Annotated in this window: 19 protein-coding genes; 4 read left to right on the forward strand and 15 right to left on the reverse strand. The window is 65.4% G+C overall.

Going from position 1 to position 17,998, the window contains the following annotated elements; genetic code table 11:
• Positions 1-83: 83 nt before the first annotated feature.
• Both G4G71_RS28850 and G4G71_RS28855 read right to left on the reverse strand, forming a co-directional pair.
• Complete coding sequence (locus tag G4G71_RS28850; protein WP_169942196.1) at positions 84-1,316, reverse strand: MFS transporter; 1,233 nt, start codon at positions 1,314-1,316, stop codon at positions 84-86.
• Positions 1,317-1,494: 178 nt separating this feature from the next.
• A complete protein-coding gene (locus G4G71_RS28855; RefSeq protein ID WP_169942198.1) occupies positions 1,495-1,845 on the reverse strand; it encodes a YciI family protein in 351 nt (116 codons plus the stop codon).
• 180 nt (positions 1,846-2,025) lie between these two features.
• Here G4G71_RS28855 and arfA point away from each other — a divergent pair, with 180 nt between their 5' ends.
• The 3 genes from arfA (at position 2,026) to G4G71_RS28870 (ending at position 3,993) form a co-directional block, all read left to right on the forward strand.
• Complete coding sequence (gene arfA, locus G4G71_RS28860; RefSeq protein WP_037006939.1) at positions 2,026-2,178, forward strand: alternative ribosome rescue factor ArfA; 153 nt, start codon at positions 2,026-2,028, stop codon at positions 2,176-2,178.
• A 72-nt stretch (positions 2,179-2,250) separates the two neighbouring features.
• Positions 2,251-2,550, forward strand: coding sequence for a hypothetical protein (locus G4G71_RS28865; protein WP_169942200.1), 300 nt, complete (start codon positions 2,251-2,253; stop codon positions 2,548-2,550).
• A 180-nt stretch (positions 2,551-2,730) separates the two neighbouring features.
• Positions 2,731-3,993: a lytic murein transglycosylase gene (locus G4G71_RS28870; RefSeq protein ID WP_169942202.1), complete on the forward strand. Its 1,263-nt coding sequence runs from the start codon at positions 2,731-2,733 to the stop codon at positions 3,991-3,993.
• A gap of 47 nt (positions 3,994-4,040) precedes the next feature.
• Here the strand turns inward: G4G71_RS28870 and lipA are convergent, their stop codons facing one another.
• From lipA to G4G71_RS28930, 12 genes are all read right to left on the reverse strand, one after another.
• Positions 4,041-5,036: a lipoyl synthase gene (gene lipA / locus G4G71_RS28875; protein ID WP_024763986.1), complete on the reverse strand. Its 996-nt coding sequence runs from the start codon at positions 5,034-5,036 to the stop codon at positions 4,041-4,043.
• 5 nt (positions 5,037-5,041) lie between these two features.
• Positions 5,042-5,686, reverse strand: a complete 645-nt coding sequence (lipB, locus tag G4G71_RS28880) for a lipoyl(octanoyl) transferase LipB (RefSeq protein ID WP_169942204.1) — start codon at positions 5,684-5,686, stop codon at positions 5,042-5,044.
• On the reverse strand, positions 5,686-5,985 hold the full coding sequence (locus G4G71_RS28885) for a DUF493 domain-containing protein (RefSeq protein ID WP_024763988.1): 300 nt from the start codon (positions 5,983-5,985) through the stop codon (positions 5,686-5,688). The genes lipB and G4G71_RS28885 overlap by 1 nt, the downstream gene beginning before the upstream one ends.
• Before the next feature lie 188 nt (positions 5,986-6,173).
• Positions 6,174-7,331, reverse strand: coding sequence for a D-alanyl-D-alanine carboxypeptidase family protein (locus G4G71_RS28890; RefSeq protein WP_169942206.1), 1,158 nt, complete (start codon positions 7,329-7,331; stop codon positions 6,174-6,176).
• Positions 7,332-7,426: 95 nt separating this feature from the next.
• A complete protein-coding gene (locus tag G4G71_RS28895; RefSeq protein ID WP_024763990.1) occupies positions 7,427-8,452 on the reverse strand; it encodes a septal ring lytic transglycosylase RlpA family protein in 1,026 nt (341 codons plus the stop codon).
• On the reverse strand, positions 8,449-9,471 hold the full coding sequence (gene mltB, locus G4G71_RS28900; RefSeq protein ID WP_169942209.1) for a lytic murein transglycosylase B: 1,023 nt from the start codon (positions 9,469-9,471) through the stop codon (positions 8,449-8,451). Before mltB ends, G4G71_RS28895 begins: the two co-directional genes overlap by 4 nt.
• A gap of 8 nt (positions 9,472-9,479) precedes the next feature.
• Positions 9,480-10,583 carry a rod shape-determining protein RodA gene (rodA, locus tag G4G71_RS28905; protein WP_156160474.1) on the reverse strand — a complete coding sequence of 368 codons (1,104 nt, stop codon included), beginning with the start codon at positions 10,581-10,583 and terminating at the stop codon, positions 9,480-9,482.
• 44 nt (positions 10,584-10,627) lie between these two features.
• Entirely contained in the window at positions 10,628-12,517 is a 1,890-nt protein-coding gene (gene mrdA, locus G4G71_RS28910; RefSeq protein ID WP_169942211.1) for a penicillin-binding protein 2, read from the reverse strand.
• 15 nt (positions 12,518-12,532) lie between these two features.
• Entirely contained in the window at positions 12,533-13,000 is a 468-nt protein-coding gene (rlmH, locus tag G4G71_RS28915) for a 23S rRNA (pseudouridine(1915)-N(3))-methyltransferase RlmH (RefSeq protein WP_015475414.1), read from the reverse strand.
• 7 nt (positions 13,001-13,007) lie between these two features.
• Positions 13,008-13,361, reverse strand: a complete 354-nt coding sequence (gene rsfS, locus G4G71_RS28920) for a ribosome silencing factor (RefSeq protein WP_024763994.1) — start codon at positions 13,359-13,361, stop codon at positions 13,008-13,010.
• Between the two features lie 19 nt (positions 13,362-13,380).
• Entirely contained in the window at positions 13,381-14,037 is a 657-nt protein-coding gene (gene nadD / locus G4G71_RS28925) for a nicotinate-nucleotide adenylyltransferase (RefSeq protein ID WP_169942212.1), read from the reverse strand.
• Positions 14,037-15,302, reverse strand: a complete 1,266-nt coding sequence (locus G4G71_RS28930; RefSeq protein ID WP_169942214.1) for a glutamate-5-semialdehyde dehydrogenase — start codon at positions 15,300-15,302, stop codon at positions 14,037-14,039. Before G4G71_RS28930 ends, nadD begins: the two co-directional genes overlap by 1 nt.
• A 309-nt stretch (positions 15,303-15,611) precedes the next feature.
• On the opposite strand from G4G71_RS28930, the gene G4G71_RS28935 reads away from it, so the two are divergent.
• The gene (locus tag G4G71_RS28935) at positions 15,612-16,838 is read left to right on the forward strand and encodes an alpha/beta fold hydrolase (protein ID WP_169942217.1); all 1,227 of its coding nucleotides are present in this window, start codon (positions 15,612-15,614) and stop codon (positions 16,836-16,838) included.
• A 277-nt stretch (positions 16,839-17,115) separates the two neighbouring features.
• On the opposite strand, the gene G4G71_RS28940 is transcribed toward G4G71_RS28935, so the two are convergent.
• Positions 17,116-17,970 (reverse strand): class I SAM-dependent methyltransferase, encoded by an 855-nt coding sequence (locus G4G71_RS28940; protein WP_169942219.1) that lies wholly within the window; start codon positions 17,968-17,970, stop codon positions 17,116-17,118.
• Positions 17,971-17,998 lie beyond the last annotated feature (28 nt).

Consider the following 17,998-nt stretch of genomic DNA (forward strand, 5'->3'; position numbering starts at 1 on the left):
ACGGCGCCCGCCCCTAAGTCACGCGATCTCCGAGGCACTCTGTAGGAGCGAGCTTGCTCGCGAACCGCCCAGCGCCAGGAGTCTCAGGACCGCGCCGGCACCGCCCGGTGCGCCTGCCCATCCGCCCGGTCCAGCGCCACACCACGGGTATCGCGGCCGGTGCTGATCAGCACGCAGATGAGGATCGCCACCGTCCCAGCTACGATGGCCATCGCCGTGCCGTAGCTGTAACTCTTGGCAATTTCCGCCTGCAGCGGCGCGTTCACCGAAGCGATCAGGTTGCCCAACTGGTAGACGAACCCCGGCAACACCGCACGGGTTCCCACCGGCGCCAGTTCGTTGAGATAAGCCGGAATCACACCCCAGGCACCCTGGACCATGAACTGCATGAGGAAGGCCCCCACGCCCAGCGCCACCGCGCCATGGCTGAAGGCCCATAGCGGCAGCACCGGCAATGCCAGCAGCGAGCCGCAGATGATCGCCTTCTTCCGCCCGATACGCTCGGACAGGCTGCCGAAGAGGATGCCCCCCAGGATCGCCGCGATGTTGTAGGCCACCGCGATCAGGCTGACCGTGTGCGTATCGAACCCGTGCTGCACCTTCAGGAAGGTCGGGTACAGGTCCTGCGTGCCATGACTGAAGAAGTTGAAGCAGGCCATCAGCAGCACGGCATACAGGCACAATTTCCACTGACTCCGCAGCACCGGCCACAGCGGTGTCGACTCCTTGCGTTCGCGCGCCGCCTGCCAGATCGGCGATTCCGGGACCTTGAACCAGATGAACACCACCAGCACCACCGGCAGGCAACCGACGATGAACATCCCGCGCCAGCCCAGCACCTCGAAGAATAGGCCGTAGATGATCGAGGCGATCAGGTAACCCGCGGGATAACCGGCCTGGAACAGCCCGGACACCATCCCGCGCGAGCGCTCGGGAATGGTTTCCATCGCCAGCGACGAGGCCACGCCCCAGATTCCGCCCATGGCCACACCGTAGACCACCCGCAGGATCAGGAAGGTCGTCAGGTTCGGCGAGAACGCCGAGGCCAGCTCCAGCAGCGAGTAGATCAGGATGTTGATCATCAGCACCGGCCGACGCCCGTAACGCTCGGCCGCACGACCGAACAGGAGCGCGCCGATGGGCCGCACGGCCAGGGTCAACAGGATCGCGAGCGATACCTGGGGCAGATCGACGTGGAAGGTCTGGGCAATATCGGTGAGGACGAAGACCAGAAGGAAGAAGTCGAAGGCGTCCAGCATCCAGGCGAGTACCGAAGCGATCACCACATTACGCTGGGTCGGGGACCATTGCTGCATGACGTATCTCCAGCCGGCGGCGCCGCAGTCCCTGCACGCCAGAGCGATAGTTAGCCAGCTATTAAGCTAACCGAGCTCCAGTACGCACCACAGCCGTCCGACTGAAAAGGTCTGTTACAAATTTTGCGACAAAGCGCCACAGTCACCTCGCAACCCGCAGGACCCGACCCCAACGACTTCACTCCCACTCGCGGACCTGACGCACCTCCACACAACCCAATCGCCCCGGAGGAATCTTCGCGGCGATACGCTCCGCCTCCTCCATGCTCTGGGCCTCGATCAGGTAGAAACCGCCCAGTTGCTCCCGCGTCTCGGCGAATGGTCCATCCGTCACTGCCACCCTCTCGCCCTGCCCGCGCAGCGTGCGCCCCGTGGCGGTGGGCAGGAGCGCATTGGCGGCGATGTAGTTGCCGCTGCGGCGCAGTTGCTCGCTGTAGGTCATGCACTCGTCGACGATGCCGCGCAGTTCGGCCTCCGGCAGCCCTGCCGCCTTGTGTTCGTCGAAATAGATCATGCAGAGAAACTTCATCGCTCTGGTCCTCGTAGCTGTCCGTTGCGCCAGGAAGGTGCGCCGCAGCCAGCGTAGTCCCGAATCATCTTCCGCGGCCTTGGCCCAACCGCCGGCTGACCAAAGGCATTGGACAGGCGTGCCAGATAGGCGGAACATTTGCGCGCCGGCAACGGCGCCGGCCTCAACGAGGAAAGCCCCATGGCGAAGAAATCCAAACGGCCGAACAAGGCCAAGTCCCTGATCGCACAGCCCCTGTTCCGCAGCCGCCAGGAACAGCCGGCCAAAGGCAAAGGCAGCTACCGCCGCGAAGCCTCCCGTAACTGGGAGGCTTCTTCGCTTCTGGCGGCCTGAAACAGCAGAAAACCTGAACCACCCCTGCCCTTTCGCTTTCAACCGGACAGCCACGCACCTGGAGGTCCAACCATGAAAGCGCCCCTGATAGCCGCCATCCTCGCTCTTCCCTTCAGCCTCTCCGCCCATGCGTTCTGCTCCGACCAGGAAGCCGAAGCCAAGGGCAAGCAAGTCGCCGCCAAGGTCACGGAAGTCACCCGCAGCGATCCCCAGCGCGCGCAGAAGCTCAACGAAAAACTCGCGGAAATGAAGAAGTCCCGTTCCAGCGAACAGCGCCCGGACGACTGTGCCGCCTACGACGACATGCTCAAGGAGCTCGATCAGAGCGCCCCGAAGGTCGACAAGGAAACCGGCGCCAGCCCCAAGCAATAACCAGGATCGCGCCGGCACGAATGCCTTGACGGTTCACCAGCGGAGTCGGCCGTCCGGTGGCGGGAATTTTCCACCGCGGCCGCCGTCGAACCTTGCGTACCCGTCGTCTCTGCCCAGCGCAGACGCGTCACAAAGGCCATGTTAAGGTGGCCCCTCGCCTGCCAGTACCCGAGGAGAGCAATGCGCAAGCCTGTTTCACCCGTTGTCGGCCAACGCTGCCTGCTCGTCGCCGCCCTGTCCCTGGCCAGCTTCGGCCTGCTGACCTCCTGCACCGAGCCACCGCCCAAAGGCGCCGCCACCGAGCACGCGCAACCCACGCAGAGCTTCGCCCAATGGCGCGACGGCTTCCGCGCACAGGCGCTCGCCGCAGGTATCAGCGCATCGACCTTCGACAGTGCATTCGAAGGCATCGAGCCGGATGAATCGGTTGTCACTGCCGACCGCAGCCAACCCGAATTCAGCCGCCCCGTCTGGCAATACCTGGAAAGCACGGTGTCGCCCGCACGAGTACGCAACGGACAGGACCGTCTGCAACAGAACGCCGAGGTACTGCAGCGCATCGACGCAACCTACGGCGTAGACCGCGAAGCTGTCGTGGCGATCTGGGGCATGGAGAGCAACTTCGGCCAGCAGATGGGCAGCAAGAACGTCATCCGCTCCCTCGCCACCCTGGCCTACGAGGGCCGTCGCCCGGACTTCGGCCGCGACCAGTTGATCGCCGCGCTGCAGATCATCCAGCACGGTGACGTGCCCGCCAGCAACATGATCGGCTCCTGGGCCGGCGCCATGGGGCAAACGCAGTTCATTCCGACCACGTACAACCACTACGCCGTGGACTTCGATGGCGACGGCCGCCGCGACATCTGGGGCTCGTCCCCCGACGCCCTGGCCTCCACCGCCAACTACCTGAAGAGCTCCGGCTGGCGGCAAGGCCAGAGCTGGGGATTCGAAGTGCGCCTACCGCAGGGCTTCGACTATGCCCAGGCCGACATGGACATCCGCAAACCGATGAGCGAATGGCTGCGCCAGGGCGTCAAAGTTGCCGCTGGCAACCTGCCGAGCGACCCGCAAGCCAGCGTCTCGCTGCTGTTGCCCGCCGGCTATCGCGGCCCGGCCTTCCTGGTGACGGATAACTTCCGTGCCATCCTCAAGTACAACAATTCGACATCCTACGCGCTCGCCGTGGGCCTGCTGGCCGACAGCTTCAAGGGCGGCGGACAACTGGCGGGGAGCTGGCCGCTGGAGGACACGCCGCTGAGCCGCTCAGAGCGTATCGAACTGCAGCAACTGCTGATGCAGCGCGGCTACCAGCCGGGAACTGCCGACGGCATCATTGGCGCCAACACCCGCAAGGCGATCCGGGCCTTCCAGCAGTCGATCGGCTCGCCGGCGGACGGCTATCCGACCCCGGCGCTACTGGGACAACTCCGGCAGAAGAGCTGAACGAAAAAGGCGCCCAAGGGCGCCTTTTTCATTACGGAACTGGCCGCTCAACCAATCTTGGTGCCGTGCGCCTGCTGGTCGGCGTGGTACGAGGAACGTACCAGCGGGCCGGAAGCGACGTTCTTGAAGCCCATCTTCTCGCCTTCCTCGGCGAACCAGGCAAAGGTGTCCGGGTGGACGAAGCGCTGCACCGGCAGGTGGTTGCGCGAGGGCTGCAGGTACTGGCCGAGAGTGAGCATGTCGATGTCGTGCTCGCGCATGCGGTGCATGACTTCGATGACTTCCTCGTCGGTCTCGCCCAGGCCGAGCATCAGGCCGGACTTGGTCGGTACGTGCGGAACCATCTGCTTGAACTTCTGCAGCAGGTCCAGCGACCACTCGAAGTCGGAGCCCGGACGGGACGATTTGTACAGACGCGGGACGGTTTCCAGGTTGTGGTTGAACACGTCCGGCGGCTCGTTGGCGGTGATTTCCAGGGCGATGTCCATGCGGCCACGATAGTCCGGCACCAGAGTTTCCAGCTGCACGCCCGGAGACAGCTTGCGGATCTCGCGCAGGCAGTCGGCGAAGTGCTGGGCGCCGCCGTCACGCAGGTCGTCGCGGTCCACCGAAGTGATCACCACGTATTTGAGACGCAGGTCGGCGATGGCGATGGCGAGGTTGGTCGGCTCGTCGACATCCAGCGGCTTCGGACGGCCATGGCCAACGTCGCAGAACGGGCAGCGACGGGTGCAGATGTCGCCCATGATCATGAAGGTCGCGGTGCCGCCGGAGAAGCACTCGCCCAGGTTCGGGCAGGAGGCTTCCTCGCAGACGCTGTGCAGCTTGTGCTTGCGCAGCAGTTGCTTGATACGGTCGACCTCGGGGGAAACGGGGATGCGCACACGAATCCAGTCGGGCTTCTTCGGCAGTTCGTCGGTGGGGATGATCTTCACCGGAATGCGCGCGACCTTTTCCGCGCCGCGCAGCTTGACGCCGACTTCCACCTTGCCGGGTTTGGCGGCCGGGGCGGCCTGACCGGAGTTCTCCACAACAGTGCTCATCTAGGTTAGATCCCGCCCGTTAGGGTCTTCTGTGCCGCGTAGCCAAGGCGTTCGACGAGTTCGCCACGCAGGCGCTCGCGCACATCGGCCAATGCGATGGGGCCAGCCAGCTGACTGAGCTGGGTCATGGCCATGCCTGCGTAACCGCAGGGATTGATGCGTCGAAAGGGTTCCAGGTCCATGTCCACGTTCAGAGCCAGGCCATGGAAGGAGCGGCCATTGCGGATGCGCAGGCCGAGGGATGCGATCTTCGCGCCGTCCACATAGACGCCCGGAGCATCGGGTTTGGACACAGCGGCAACACCGTAGCTGTCCAGCAGGCCGATAAGGCTCTGTTCGATGCGTGAGACGAGGTCGCGCACGCCGATGCCGGAGCGGCGCACGTCAAGCATCAGGTAGGCGACCAACTGGCCGGGGCCGTGGTAGGTCACCTGGCCGCCGCGATCGACCTGGACCACCGGAATGTCGCCGGGAAACAGCACGTGCTCGGCCTTGCCGGCCTGGCCCTGGGTGAACACGCGCTCGTGCTCGAGCAGCCAGACTTCATCGGGCGTGACGGGTTCGCGCTCGGCGGTGAAGCGCTGCATGGCGTGCCAGGTCGGCTCGTAGGGAAGGATGCCCAGCTCACGAAAGCCCAGCGTTTCGCCCATCAGAGCACCATGTGGACGCGGCCGGTGGCGCGCAGGTCTTTATGGATGTTCTGCAGTTGGTCGACGCCGGTGGCAGTGATCAGCACCTGCACGGACAAGAAGCGGCCGTTGCGGCTGTCACGGGTGACCAGGGTGGTGATGTCGAGGTCCGGCGCGTGGCGCTGGATGACTTCGACGACCAGATCCGGGAAGCCTTCCCCGGCGTCGCCGATGACCTTGATCGGATAGCGTTCGCAGGGGAACTCGATCTTCGGTGCGGGCTGTTCTGGGGTGTCAGCGGTATCAGGGGTATCAGTCATGGCTGTCGCGGGCGGATGGCCCGCCTCCGCATGAGCGTCCGGGTGGGGCGCTCCGGGTGGATCGGACGGCAACTGCCGGACCACGGGGGGACCAGGCAGTTGCAGGCGGGCATTTTACCCGAGTTTGCGACTGCGCGGGCGGGTCAATCCCGGCCTTGTATACAAAAGTGCAAGGCCGGGACGGGCGGTCAGTTGAACAGACCGAAGAAGAACAGGCGGATGCTGTCCCAGATGCGGCGGAAGAAACCACCCTCTTCCACAGCGTTCAGGGCGACCAGATCAGAGGTGCGGACGACCTTGTCACCCAGCTTGACCTCGACCTTGCCGATCACCTGGCCCTGCTGGATCGGCGCCATCAGGTTCGGTTCGACGACCATGTTGGCCTGCAGCTGCTTGAGCTGGCCGCGCGGTACGGTCATGGTCAGGTCTTCGGACAGGCCGGCCTTCACTTCGTGGTCGGAGCCTTTCCAGACCATGGCCTTGGTCAGCTCGGCGCCCTTCTTGTAGAAGGTCTGCGATTCGAAGAAGCGGAAGCCGTAGGTCAGCAGCTTCTGGGTCTCGGCAGCACGGGCCTGCTCGCTGTTGGTGCCGAACACCACGGCGATCATGCGCTGGCCGTCACGTACGGCGGAGGCCACCAGGCAGTAGCCGGCTTCGTCGGTGTGGCCGGTCTTCAGGCCGTCGACGGTCTTGTCGCGCCACAGCAGCAGGTTGCGGTTGGGCTGCTTGATGTTGTTCCAGAAGAACTCTTTCTGCGCGTAGATGGCGTAGTGGGTCGGCTCGCCATAGATGATGGCGCGAGCCAGGATGGCCATGTCCTTGGCGGACGAGTAGTGGTCCGGGTTGGGCAGGCCGGTGGCGTCCATGAAGTGGGAATTGCTCATGCCCAGCTTCTGCGCGGTGGTGTTCATCATGTCGGCGAAGGCATCTTCGCTGCCGGCGATGTGCTCGGCCAGGGCGACCGAGGCGTCGTTGCCGGACTGAATGATGATGCCGTGCAGCAGGTCGCTCACCGAGACCTGGGAACCGACCTTGATGAACATGCGCGAACCGCCGGTGCGCCAGGCATGTTCGCTGACGGTGACCAGGTCGGATTCGGCAATGCGGCCGCCTTCGATTTCCTTGGTGGCGATGTAGGCGGTCATCAGCTTGGTCAGGCTGGCCGGCGGCAGGCGCTCGTCGCCGGCGTTCTCGACCAGGATGTTGCCGCTGGCGCCGTCCATCAGCACCCAGGCCTTGGCCGCGAGTTGCGGGGCGGCGGGAACGACTTCAGCTGCCCAGCTGGCCACGGGGGCGCTGAACAGCACGAGCAAGGACAGGCGTTTGGCGAAGTTGAAGATGTTCATCCGTCTCTCTGGGGTTCACTAATGGTCAAACAATCCCCCGCGGGGGATCTCGTGAGGCGGCCTCTATGTGCCGCTATCGCACGTACGGTGGAATCTCAGTCCAGGCGCACGAGCTTGGGTTGGCCAAGGTTGGCCACGCGGATGCTGTCCTGCATCCGGCTTGCTTCATCCTGCGTTCCGATCGGCCCCAGGCGCACCCGGTACAAGGTCTGCTGGTTGACCACGACCGAGCTGATAAAGGATTTCGCCCCCGTCAGGCCGCCGACTTTCTCCTTGAGCAGCTCCGCAGCGTCCGGGTTGGCGAAGGCACCCACCTGGAGATACAGGCCATCGGCTGGTAATGAAGCGTTTTTTTTTGAGTCGATCTGGACCGGCGCCACCGGTACTGCATGTTGCGCCGGCGGCGGGGTGTAGGTTTCGATGGGCTGGGCCATGGCGACCGCCTGTGGCTGCGCGGCGGCGGGCTGCGAGGCCATCTTCGGCAAGGCCATGATCATCGGCGGCTGCTTGCCCTGGGAAGCCCACCAGCGGTCGGGGTCGATGCCCTCGACCTTGACGTGCGCGGTGCCGGTCTCGGCGTAACCGAGCTTCTTGGCGGCGGCGAAGGACAGGTCGATCACCCGGTCGGAGTAGAACGGCCCGCGGTCGTTGACGCGGACGATGACGCTCTTGCCGTTGTCCAGGTTGGTGACGCGCACGTAGCTGGGCAGCGGCAGGGTCTTGTGCGCGGCGGTCATGCCGTACAGGTCGTACTGCTCGCCGTTGGCGGTGGCCTGGCCGTGGAACTTGGTGCCATACCAGGACGCCGTGCCGGTCACGCTGTAGGCACTGGCGTTATTGAGCGGGTAGTAGGTCTTGCCCAGCACGGTGTAGGGGTTGTTCTTGAACGGCCCGTTGTGCGGCATCGGCACGGCGTCCGGGATGCGCGAGACGTCGACGTCCCACCAGGGCGCGCCGTCGCGGTGAGGGCGATTGTAGTCATAGGGGCCGGAAATGCCGTTGTTCACCTGCGGCTGCGGTTGCGGCGCGCGGTTGCCGGTGCAACTGGCGAGGAACACGGTGCTCAGGCCAACGCAGGCGGCCAGCGACCAGAGGCCGGGACTTGCGATTCGCTTGCTCAATGGACACCTCGTGCCTTGGCGATCTCGCCGGCCAGCTGATGGACCGCCATGGCGTACATGGCGCTGCGGTTGTAACGGGTGATCACATAGAAGTTCGGCAGGCCGACCCAGTACTCGGTGCCCTGCGCGCCTTCCAGGCGCATGGCGGTGACCATCAGGTCATCGCGAATTACGTCATGGGTGCGCCAGCCCTGAGAGCGTAGCTGGCCGAGGTTCATCTGCGGGTCGAGGCCCTGGGTGAGCGCGTCCTCGGCAGTGGAGGTGCCGATTTCCGCCTGCGACACCACCGGCTCGCCGGTGTGCCAGCCGTGCTGCTTGAAATAGTTGGCGACGCTGCCGATGGCATCGGTGGGGTCGCTCCAGATATTGATGTGGCCGTCGCCGTCGAAGTCCACGGCATAGGCACGGAAGCTGCTCGGCATGAATTGCGGCAGGCCCATCGCGCCAGCGTAGGAGCCCGTGAGGCTGAGCGGGTCGACCTGCTGTTCGCGGGCCAGCAGCAGGAACTGCTTGAGCTCCTTGCGGAAGAAGTCGGCGCGCGGCGGGTAGTCGAAGCCCAGGGTGGACAGCGCGTCCATCACCTTGAAGTTGCCGGTGTTGCGACCGAAGAAGGTCTCGACGCCAATGATGGCGACGATGTACTGGGCCGGTACGCCGTATTCCTGCTCGGCGCGGGCCAGGGCTTCGGCATTCTGGTTCCAGAAGTCCACGCCGCGGTTGATGCGCGCGTCGGTGACGAAGATCGGACGGTATTCCTTCCAGGTCTTCACCCGTTCGGCCGGGCGGGAGATGGCGTCAAGGATGGACTGCTTGCGCTCCACATCGTGGAAGAGGCCCATGAGCTGTTCGCCGGCGAAGCCGTAGTCACGGGTCATCTCGCTGACGAACTCGGCGACCTGAGGGGAACCATCGTAGTCGCCCGCGGCCGCGACGCCGGACATGCCGATCGCCCCCGCGATTCCGACCCAATGTACCCCCCTGGCAGCCCAGGCGCGCAGTACTTGCATTCCTTTCTTCACTCTTGTCATCAAACCTGGGCGATCCACTTCCGATGGGTATGGATCGACATCAAAACGCCGAACCCTGACATCAGGGTCACCAGCGAAGTTCCGCCGTAACTAATGAAGGGCAGCGGTACCCCCACCACTGGCAACAATCCGCTGACCATACCAATGTTGACGAACACATACACGAAGAAGGTCATGGTGATACTGCCGGCGAGCAACTTGCCGAACAGCGTCTGCGCCTGCGCCGTGATCACCAGCCCCCGGTAGATCACCAGCAGGTACAGCACCAGCAGGAGGCACACCCCGACCAGGCCGAACTCTTCGCCGAGCACGGCAATGATAAAGTCCGTGTGGCTTTCGGGCAAAAAATCCAGATGGGATTGCGTGCCCAGCAGCCAGCCCTTGCCGAAGACGCCGCCCGAACCGATGGCCGCTTTTGACTGGATGATGTTCCAGCCGGTGCCCAGCGGGTCGCTTTCCGGGTCGAGGAAGGTGAGTACGCGCTGCTTCTGGTAGTCGTGCATGACGAAGTACCACATGCCCACCGCGACCGGTACCGCCGCCGAGACGGCGGTGATGATCCAGCGCCAGCGCAGGCCGCCGACAAACAGCACGAAGGAACCGGAGGCCAGCACCAGCATGGCGGTGCCCAGGTCCGGCTGCTTGAGGATCAGCACGAAGGGCACGACGATCAGTGCCAGGCCGATCACGCTATGCTTGAAGCCCGGCGGCAGGGCGCGCTTGGACAGGTACCAGGCGATGGTCATGGGCATCAGCAGCTTCATGAACTCCGCCGGCTGGAAGCGGATCACCCCGGGAATGTTGATCCAGCGGGTCGCGCCCATGGCGTTGTGACCCATCACATCCACCACCACCAGCAGGGCCACGCCGATCAGGTAGCCCAGCGGTACCCAGCGGGCGAGGAAGCGCGGTTCGATCTGCGCCAGCACGAACATCGCGCCCAGGCCCAGGCCGAAGGAAGACGCCTGCTTGATCAGCAGGTCCCAGCTCTTGCCGCTGGCGGAATACAGGACGAACAGACCGACCGAGCCGAGGGTCACCAGCAACAGCAGCAGCAGGCCGTCGATATGCAGGCGCTGCAGCAGGCTGGAGCGCCGCTTCATTACATCTTCGCTGGACAGCGTGCGGTCGAAATTACCGTTCATGGTCATGGTTTGGGCGCCTCCGCCGTGGCCTGAGGTGCGTATTCGGGTTTGAGCTTGCCGGTCTCGTCGAGCAGCCAGGCATCGGTCACGGCCTTGAGCACGGGGGCGGCGACGCCGGAGCCGGACTCGCCGTTCTCCACCATCACCGCCACGGCGATCTGCGGATTGTCCGCCGGGGCGAAGCCGACGAACAACGCGTGGTCACGATGGCGCTCCAGCAGCTTGGAGCGGTTGTACTTCTCCCCCTGCTTGATCGCCACGACCTGCGCGGTACCGGACTTGCCGGCAATACGGTAGACGGACGTGGCGCCGACCTTGTGGGCGGTGCCGCGGGCGCCGTGGACCACCTGCTGCATGCCGTAGTCCACCAGGTTCCAGTTGTTCGGGTCCTTGAGCTGGATGTCCGGCATCGGGTCTTCGTCCACCGGCGGCTTGCCGTCGATGGTCCTGGCCAGGTGCGGGCGGATCCACTTGCCCTTGTTCGCCAGCAGCGCGGTCATCTGCGCCAGCTGCAGCGGGGTGGACTGCATGTAGCCCTGGCCGATGCCCAGAATCAGGGTTTCACCTGGGAACCAGGCCTGCCGGCGCAGGGCACGCTTCCACTGGCGGGATGGCATCAGGCCGTCAGCCTCGCCATACATGTCCAGGGCCACGCGCTGGCCGAAACCGAACCTGCTCATGTAGTCGTGCAGCCGGTCGATCCCCAGCTTGTGGGCGAGATCGTAGAAGTAGGTGTCGTTGGACCGCATGATCGCGGTTTCCAGAGTGACCCAGCCGTCGCCGGTGCGGTTCCAGTTGCGGTACTTGTGGTCGTAGTTGGGCAATTGATAGAAGCCGGGGTCGAACACACGGCTGGTGGGCGTCACCACACCCGCGTCGAGCCCCGCAATGGCCACCGCCGGCTTCACCGTCGAACCCGGCGGGTACAGGCCGCGCAGCACGCGGTTGTACAGAGGGCGATCCTCGGAGTCCCGCAGCGCCGCGTAATCCTTGAAACTGATGCCGGTGACGAACAGGTTGGGGTCGTAGGCCGGCTGGCTGACCATCGCCAGCACCTCGCCGGTGGACGGCTGGATCGCCACGATGGCGCCACGCCGGCCGGCCAGTGCGGTTTCAGCGGCGGCCTGCAGCTTGCTGTCGATGCTCAGCACGATGTCGCGGCCGGAAATCGGCTCGGTGCGCTTGAGCACGCGCAGCACGCGGCCACGGGCGTTGGTCTCGACTTCCTCGTAGCCCACGGTGCCGTGCAGCGCGTCTTCGTAGAACTTCTCCACGCCGGTCTTGCCGATGTGGTGGGTGCCCGAATAGGCCACCGGGTCGAGTCTCTTCAGCTCCGCCTCGTTGATCCGGCCGACATAGCCGACCGAGTGGGCGAAGTGCTCACCCAGCGGATAATGGCGGACGAACTGCGCGGCGACGTCGACGCCGTTCAGGCGGTACTGGTTCACCGCGATGCGGGCGATCTGCTCCTCGGACAGCTCGAACATGATCGGCACCGGCTCGAACGGCCGCCGCCCCTGCTTCATGCGCTTCTCGAAGATGGCCTTGTCTTCCTCGGTCAATCCAAGGATTTCGACGAGGTTCTTCAACGTATCCTGCAGGTTCTCCGTACGTTCGCGGGTAATCGTCAGGCTGAAGCTGGGACGGTTGTCGGCGATGATCACGCCGTTGCGGTCGAAGATCAGCCCGCGATTGGGCGGAATCGGCTGCACGTGGACGCGGTTGTTCTCCGACAGCGTCGAGTGGTAGTCGTACTGCGTCACCTGCAGGTGATACATGCGCGCCACCAGCACCAGCGCGAGCAGGAAGATCGCTACCCCGCCGACGATGACGCGGGCGCGGACCAGGCGGGCGTCCTTCTCGTGGTCCTTGAGCTGTATCGGCTGCGGCATCGAAAACGGCTACGACTACTTGTGGTAGGGGTGCCCGGACAGCACTGTCCAGGCGCGGTAGATCTGCTCGCCGACCAGGATGCGCACCAGCGGGTGCGGCAGGGTCAGCGGTGACAGCGACCAGCGCTGCTCGCTGCGCGCGCAGACCTCCGGCGCCAGGCCTTCCGGCCCGCCGACCATGAGGTTGACGGTGCGCGCGTCCAGGCGCCAGCGGTCGAGTTCCTGCGCCAGCTGGGGGGTGCTCCAGGGCTTGCCTTCGACTTCCAGGGTGACGATGCGTTCCCCGGGCTGGACCTTGCTCAGCATGGCCTCGCCTTCCTGGCGGATCAGCCGTGCCACGTCGGCATTCTTGCCGCGCGTGTTCAACGGGATTTCCACCAGTTCCAGGGACAGCTCCGAGGGCAGGCGTTTGACGTACTCCGCCCAGCCCTCTTCCACCCAGCGCGGCATGCGCGAGCCAACCGCGATCAGACGCAGGCGCACGGCACGCTTACTCGGCGCTGTGGGACGCGCGGCTCTGCTCGGCGCCCTGCCACAGACGCTCCAGGTCGTAGAACTGGCGGGTGGCCGGCTGCATGACGTGGACCACGACGTTGGCGAGGTCGATCAGGACCCACTCGCCGCCTTCCTGGCCTTCGCTGCCGATCGGGCGCACGCCCTGTTCCTTGACCTTTTCCAGCACGTTGTCGGCCAGCGACTTGACCTGACGGCTGGAGGCGCCGGTGGCGATGACCATGACGTCGGTGATGCTGGTCTTCTCGCGCACGTCGATGACGGTGATGTCCTGCGCCTTGAGATCTTCCAGGGCGGCGATGGTCAGTTCGACCAGTTGTTCGGTTTGCATGTATGACTCTCTGACTTGTTCAGTGGGGCGCCTGGTACAGGCCGTGCGCCTCGATATAGTTCAATACCGCATCCGGAACCAGGTAGCGCACCGAGCGCCCCTGCGACAGGAGTTGGCGGATCTGCGTGGCGGAAACTGCAAGCGGCGTCTGCCAGACGAAGGTGATCTGCCCGGCGGGGCCGGTCATCGCCTTCGGGTCGGCAACACTGCGCGCCGCCAGCAGGTCGCGCAGGTCTTCCGGCGGCTCGCTGTCGGCATCCGGGCGCTGCAGCACGACGATATGACTGTGCTCCAGCAACTCTTCCCAGCGATGCCAGGTCGGCAGGCCACAAAAAGCGTCCCAGCCGACCAGCAGGAACAACTGGTCCTGCTCATCCAGCTCCCCACGCAGCGACTCCAGGGTGTCGATGGTGTAGGAGGGTTTGTCACGCTTCAGCTCGCGGTCATCGACCACCAGCGGGGTCACTCCGGCTACTGCCAGTTCGACCATCGCCAGCCGCTGCTCCGGTTTCACCTGGGGGGTGTCGCGGTGCGGCGGGCGGAAGTTGGGGATCAGGCGCAACTCGTCGAATTCGAACTGTTCGGCCATCTCCAGCGCACTGCGCAGGTGGCCGATGTGCACCGGATCGAAGGTGCCGCCGAACAGACCGACACGACGGGAACGCGCCTTGTTCATCAGGTACGCACGTGCCCGTCGCCGAACACCACGTACTTCTCGCTGGTCAGACCTTCCAGGCCGACCGGACCGCGGGCGTGCAGCTTGTCGGTGGAAATGCCGATCTCCGCGCCCAGGCCGTACTCGAAGCCATCGGCGAAGCGGGTCGAGGCGTTGACCATGACCGAGGCCGAGTCCACTTCGGTGAGGAAGCGACGGGCATCGGTGAAGTTCTCGGTGATGATCGCGTCGGTGTGCTGCGAGCCGTAGGTGTTGATGTGCTCGATGGCCGCGTCGAGGCTGTCGACGATGCGGATCGACAGGATCGGCGCGTTGTACTCGGTGCGCCAGTCTTCCTCGGTGGCTTCCAGCACATCCGCGCCCAGCAGCGCACGGGTGGCGGCGTCACCGCGCAGCTCCACGCCCTTGTCGCGGTAGATGGCGGCCAGCGGCGGCAGCACGCGGTCGGCGATGCCGGCGTGCACCAGCAGCGTTTCCATGGTGTTGCACGGCGCATAGCGCTGGGTCTTGGCGTTGTCGGCGACGCGAATCGCCTTGTCGATATCGGCGGCAACGTCGATGTAGACATGGCAGATGCCGTCCAGGTGCTTGATCACCGGGACCTTGGCGTCACGGCTGATGCGCTCGATCAGGCCCTTGCCGCCGCGCGGAACGATGACGTCCACGTATTCGGGCATGGTGATCAGCGCGCCGACGGCGGCGCGGTCAGTGGTTTCCACGACCTGCACGACGCTGGCCGGCAGGCCGGCCTTGGCCAGGCCCGTCTGGATGCACGCGGCAATCGCCTGGTTGGAATGGATCGCCTCGGAGCCGCCGCGCAGGATGGTGGCGTTGCCCGACTTCAGGCACAGGCTGGCGGCGTCGATGGTCACGTTCGGGCGGGATTCGTAGATGATCCCCACCACGCCCAGCGGCACGCGCATCTTGCCCAGCTGAATACCGGACGGCACGTAGCGCATGTCGCGGATCTCGCCGATCGGGTCCGGCAGCGTGGCGACCTGGCGCAGGCCCTCGATCATGTCGTCGATGCGCGCCGGAGTCAGGGCCAGGCGGTCCAGCATGGCTGGCTCCAGACCATTGGCACGGCCATTGGCCAGATCCTGTTCGTTGGCTTCGGTCAGCTGGGCGCGGGCGGCGTCCAGGGCATCGGCAGCGGCCAGCAGGGCTTGGTTCTTCTGCGCGGTCGTGGCGCGCGCGACGACGCGCGACGCTTCACGGGCGGCGCGGCCCAGGCGGCTCATATAGTCGAGAACGGACTCGGTCATGATCAAACGCGTCTGCGTGAGGGAAATGCGCAAGTATAGCGGGAGCGCCCCCTCAGCGGCCAGCCACAGCAGCCGGCCGGTCAGTGCTGTGCTTCGCGTAACGCCAATAGCGCCCGATGCCCCGCACCATCGGCCAAACGGTGACACTCGCCCGTCCGCCACCCCCTCCTGCCGCCCGAAGGTTGGGTAACCAAATTCGTATCCGCTGTTTACCTTGCAAGCATGGCTAATTGCCCCTGCAGTGCTCGCATGCCAGGGAGTCGCGCCAGGGAAGAACAACAAGAGGCGGCCCACCGCCGGAGAACTGCCATGCGCTATCGCACCGATTACAGCGCCCAGTCCCTGACCGCCACCCCGGCGGTGCTGGAACTGGACGGTTGGCAACTGCACTACCAGGCCTTTTCTTCGCTAGAGGATGACACCCGCCCGCCCGTCCTGCTGCTGGGCGGCGCATTCCAGAGCTTCCGCTCCTTCGCCAGCGAGGTCTCGGAGCTGCTCGCCGGGCACCCGGTGATCCTGCTCGACCTGCCCAGCCAGGGAGGCAACCTGCAACTGGCGCCCCAGCTGAGCCTGGAAGACCTGGCCGATCTCATCGCCGCTTTCGCCGAAACCCTGCACTTGCCGCCGCTGATGCCCATCGGGTTGTCCTACGGCTCGGCACTGGCTGCGCTGTTCGCCGCCCGCCACCCAAAGCGCTGCGGCCGCCTGCTGCTGGCCGGCATCACCGCCTTCGGCCGACCCGGCGCCCGCGCCCTGCTGGTCGAGGCCCTGGCGCGCCTGGAACTGGGCGAGCAGGAACCCTTCGCCCATGGCGTGCTGACCGGCCTGATCAATCCATTGCGCCTGGCCGATACCGGCGTGTCGCCAGTGTTCCGCAAGGCCCTGCTGCGCCAGCTGCAGCGCCTGACGCCAGCGGAAATCGAACGCTACCGGCAGAACAGCCAGCGCCTGCTGGCCTTCGGCGGCTTCGACCGTCACCCGCAATGCCCGACCCTGGTGCTGGCCGGCGAGTACGACCATTTCACCCAGCCGTGGGAACACGCCGAGTTCGCCCATGCCTGCGCCGATGCGGAGTTCGCGCTGATCCACGACGCCGACCACCTGGCCCAATTCGAACGCCGCGATGCCTGTGCGCGGCTCTACAACCCGTTCCTGCTCGGCGAGCCACTGCCACGCAGTGCCGCCGGCAGCACGCGCTTCCAGCGCCAGCAGCTGCTGCACCTGGAGCGCCGCTTCGAGGCGCGCCTGGCGCCGGCCGATCAACGCGCCGTACTGCGCAACAGCGAGGGCGGCGAATGGCGCTGCGAGCTGGCGGAGCTGGGCTATTTCGGTGGCCTGATCCGCGTCGAGCTGCCGGCGGATCGCCCTGCGCGCGGCTGGAAGCTCGCCGCTGCCGGCCTGCCGGAGCTGGACATCCTGCCGCTGCGCTACAGCGGAGACGGCCTGCCGTTCATCTTCGCCCACGGCGACCCGCAGGCCAGCGCTGCGCTGGCGGCGATGGTGGTGCCGATGCAGCAGGGGGCGTGCGCGGCCTGAAAAGAAACTCTCATGAGCCAAGCCCGGCCCATGCCCTCACCCTACCCCTCTCCCAGAGGGAGAGGGGACTGTTCAGCATGAAGTGAAGCAGCACTGGCAGCCGGCACGATCTGCTCCCTCTCCCCCCTGGGAGAGGGCTGGGGTGAGGGGGATACCCCGGCACAGACCTCAGGCATTGGCACTGTTCGCGAGCAAGCTCGCTCCTACAAAAGAGCCTCCGCAGTGCATCGGGGCCGCTGTAGGAGCGAGCTTGCTCGCGAACCGCCCATCCCCGAACCTAAATCCGCGCCTCGATCACCCGCACCAGACTCGGCATCCGCCCTTTCGGCAAGCCCAGCCCCACCCCATCCACCTGCGGATCGAGCACGCCCACCCGGCCAAACCCGCAACCGATGAACGCCTGCTCGATCTCAGCGGCACTGCGGTAATGCAGCGGGTAGCCGCCCCGCGTCAGCTTGCCGATCAACCCTACGCCCCAGCGAATCTGCCGGTAGCGCGGGTGCTCGCGCAGGTCGGGATAGAGTTCGGTGAGGTAGGTCGCCTCGGGGAAGCGCCGCAGGGCTGCAGCCAACCGACGCCAGAACCCCTCGATCACCGGGCGCTGGAAGTAATTCACCAGCCCTTCGGTGATCACCACCACGGGGCGATCCGGGTCCAGTTCGCAGAGCAGCGCAGCAAGGCTCTGCTCGCCGTCCTCGGCAAGGATATCCACAGCACGCACGCGGTGCTTGCCGTCCAGCCAACCTTGCTCCTGCAGCAACGCGGACTTGCGCGCGGCCATGGGCGGCAGGTCGGCTTCCAGGTAGGTCAGCTGGGGGTAACGCTCGCGAAAGCGCCTCCCGCGAGGCGAGAGCCCGCAGGCAATCTCTACGACCTGGGAAACGCCGCGCGACTCGATGGCCTGGGTCAGCCGGGCATCGATCAGCAGGTGACGTTGTAACAGGAAGTCTTCGATATTAAGCCCGAAGCCGATCCGCGCGCCCCAGTTGATCGGCGCCACGCAGCCGTGCACCCAGCGGCCGAACGCCGTGGCGAAGGCCGGATCGGCAAGCTGGTGGCGATACCAGACGTAACCGGTGTAGTGGGCGCTGGGGGTAATGTGGGCGCTGTCGGCCCGGATCCGTTCAGCCATGCTTAAGAATCTTGTTGTTATGATTCCC

It is taken from the genome of Pseudomonas multiresinivorans, assembly GCF_012971725.1.
Lineage (GTDB): Bacteria > Pseudomonadota > Gammaproteobacteria > Pseudomonadales > Pseudomonadaceae > Pseudomonas > Pseudomonas multiresinivorans.

Excerpts from the sequence above, each read along its gene's own strand:
- G4G71_RS28850 (WP_169942196.1), bottom strand. The coding sequence starts at position 1,316 with ATGCAGCAATGGTCCCCGACCCAGCGTAATGTGGTGATCGCTTCGGTA.
- G4G71_RS28855 (WP_169942198.1), bottom strand. The coding sequence starts at position 1,845 with ATGAAGTTTCTCTGCATGATCTATTTCGACGAACACAAGGCGGCAGGG.
- arfA (WP_037006939.1), top strand. The coding sequence starts at position 2,026 with ATGGCGAAGAAATCCAAACGGCCGAACAAGGCCAAGTCCCTGATCGCA.
- G4G71_RS28865 (WP_169942200.1), top strand. The coding sequence starts at position 2,251 with ATGAAAGCGCCCCTGATAGCCGCCATCCTCGCTCTTCCCTTCAGCCTC.
- G4G71_RS28870 (WP_169942202.1), top strand. The coding sequence starts at position 2,731 with ATGCGCAAGCCTGTTTCACCCGTTGTCGGCCAACGCTGCCTGCTCGTC.
- lipA (WP_024763986.1), bottom strand. The coding sequence starts at position 5,036 with ATGAGCACTGTTGTGGAGAACTCCGGTCAGGCCGCCCCGGCCGCCAAA.
- lipB (WP_169942204.1), bottom strand. The coding sequence starts at position 5,686 with ATGGGCGAAACGCTGGGCTTTCGTGAGCTGGGCATCCTTCCCTACGAG.
- G4G71_RS28885 (WP_024763988.1), bottom strand. The coding sequence starts at position 5,985 with ATGACTGATACCCCTGATACCGCTGACACCCCAGAACAGCCCGCACCG.
- G4G71_RS28890 (WP_169942206.1), bottom strand. The coding sequence starts at position 7,331 with ATGAACATCTTCAACTTCGCCAAACGCCTGTCCTTGCTCGTGCTGTTC.
- rodA (WP_156160474.1), bottom strand. The coding sequence starts at position 10,583 with ATGAAGCGGCGCTCCAGCCTGCTGCAGCGCCTGCATATCGACGGCCTG.
- mrdA (WP_169942211.1), bottom strand. The coding sequence starts at position 12,517 with ATGCCGCAGCCGATACAGCTCAAGGACCACGAGAAGGACGCCCGCCTG.
- rsfS (WP_024763994.1), bottom strand. The coding sequence starts at position 13,361 with ATGCAAACCGAACAACTGGTCGAACTGACCATCGCCGCCCTGGAAGAT.
- nadD (WP_169942212.1), bottom strand. The coding sequence starts at position 14,037 with ATGAACAAGGCGCGTTCCCGTCGTGTCGGTCTGTTCGGCGGCACCTTC.
- G4G71_RS28930 (WP_169942214.1), bottom strand. The coding sequence starts at position 15,302 with ATGACCGAGTCCGTTCTCGACTATATGAGCCGCCTGGGCCGCGCCGCC.
- G4G71_RS28935 (WP_169942217.1), top strand. The coding sequence starts at position 15,612 with ATGCGCTATCGCACCGATTACAGCGCCCAGTCCCTGACCGCCACCCCG.
- G4G71_RS28940 (WP_169942219.1), bottom strand. The coding sequence starts at position 17,970 with ATGGCTGAACGGATCCGGGCCGACAGCGCCCACATTACCCCCAGCGCC.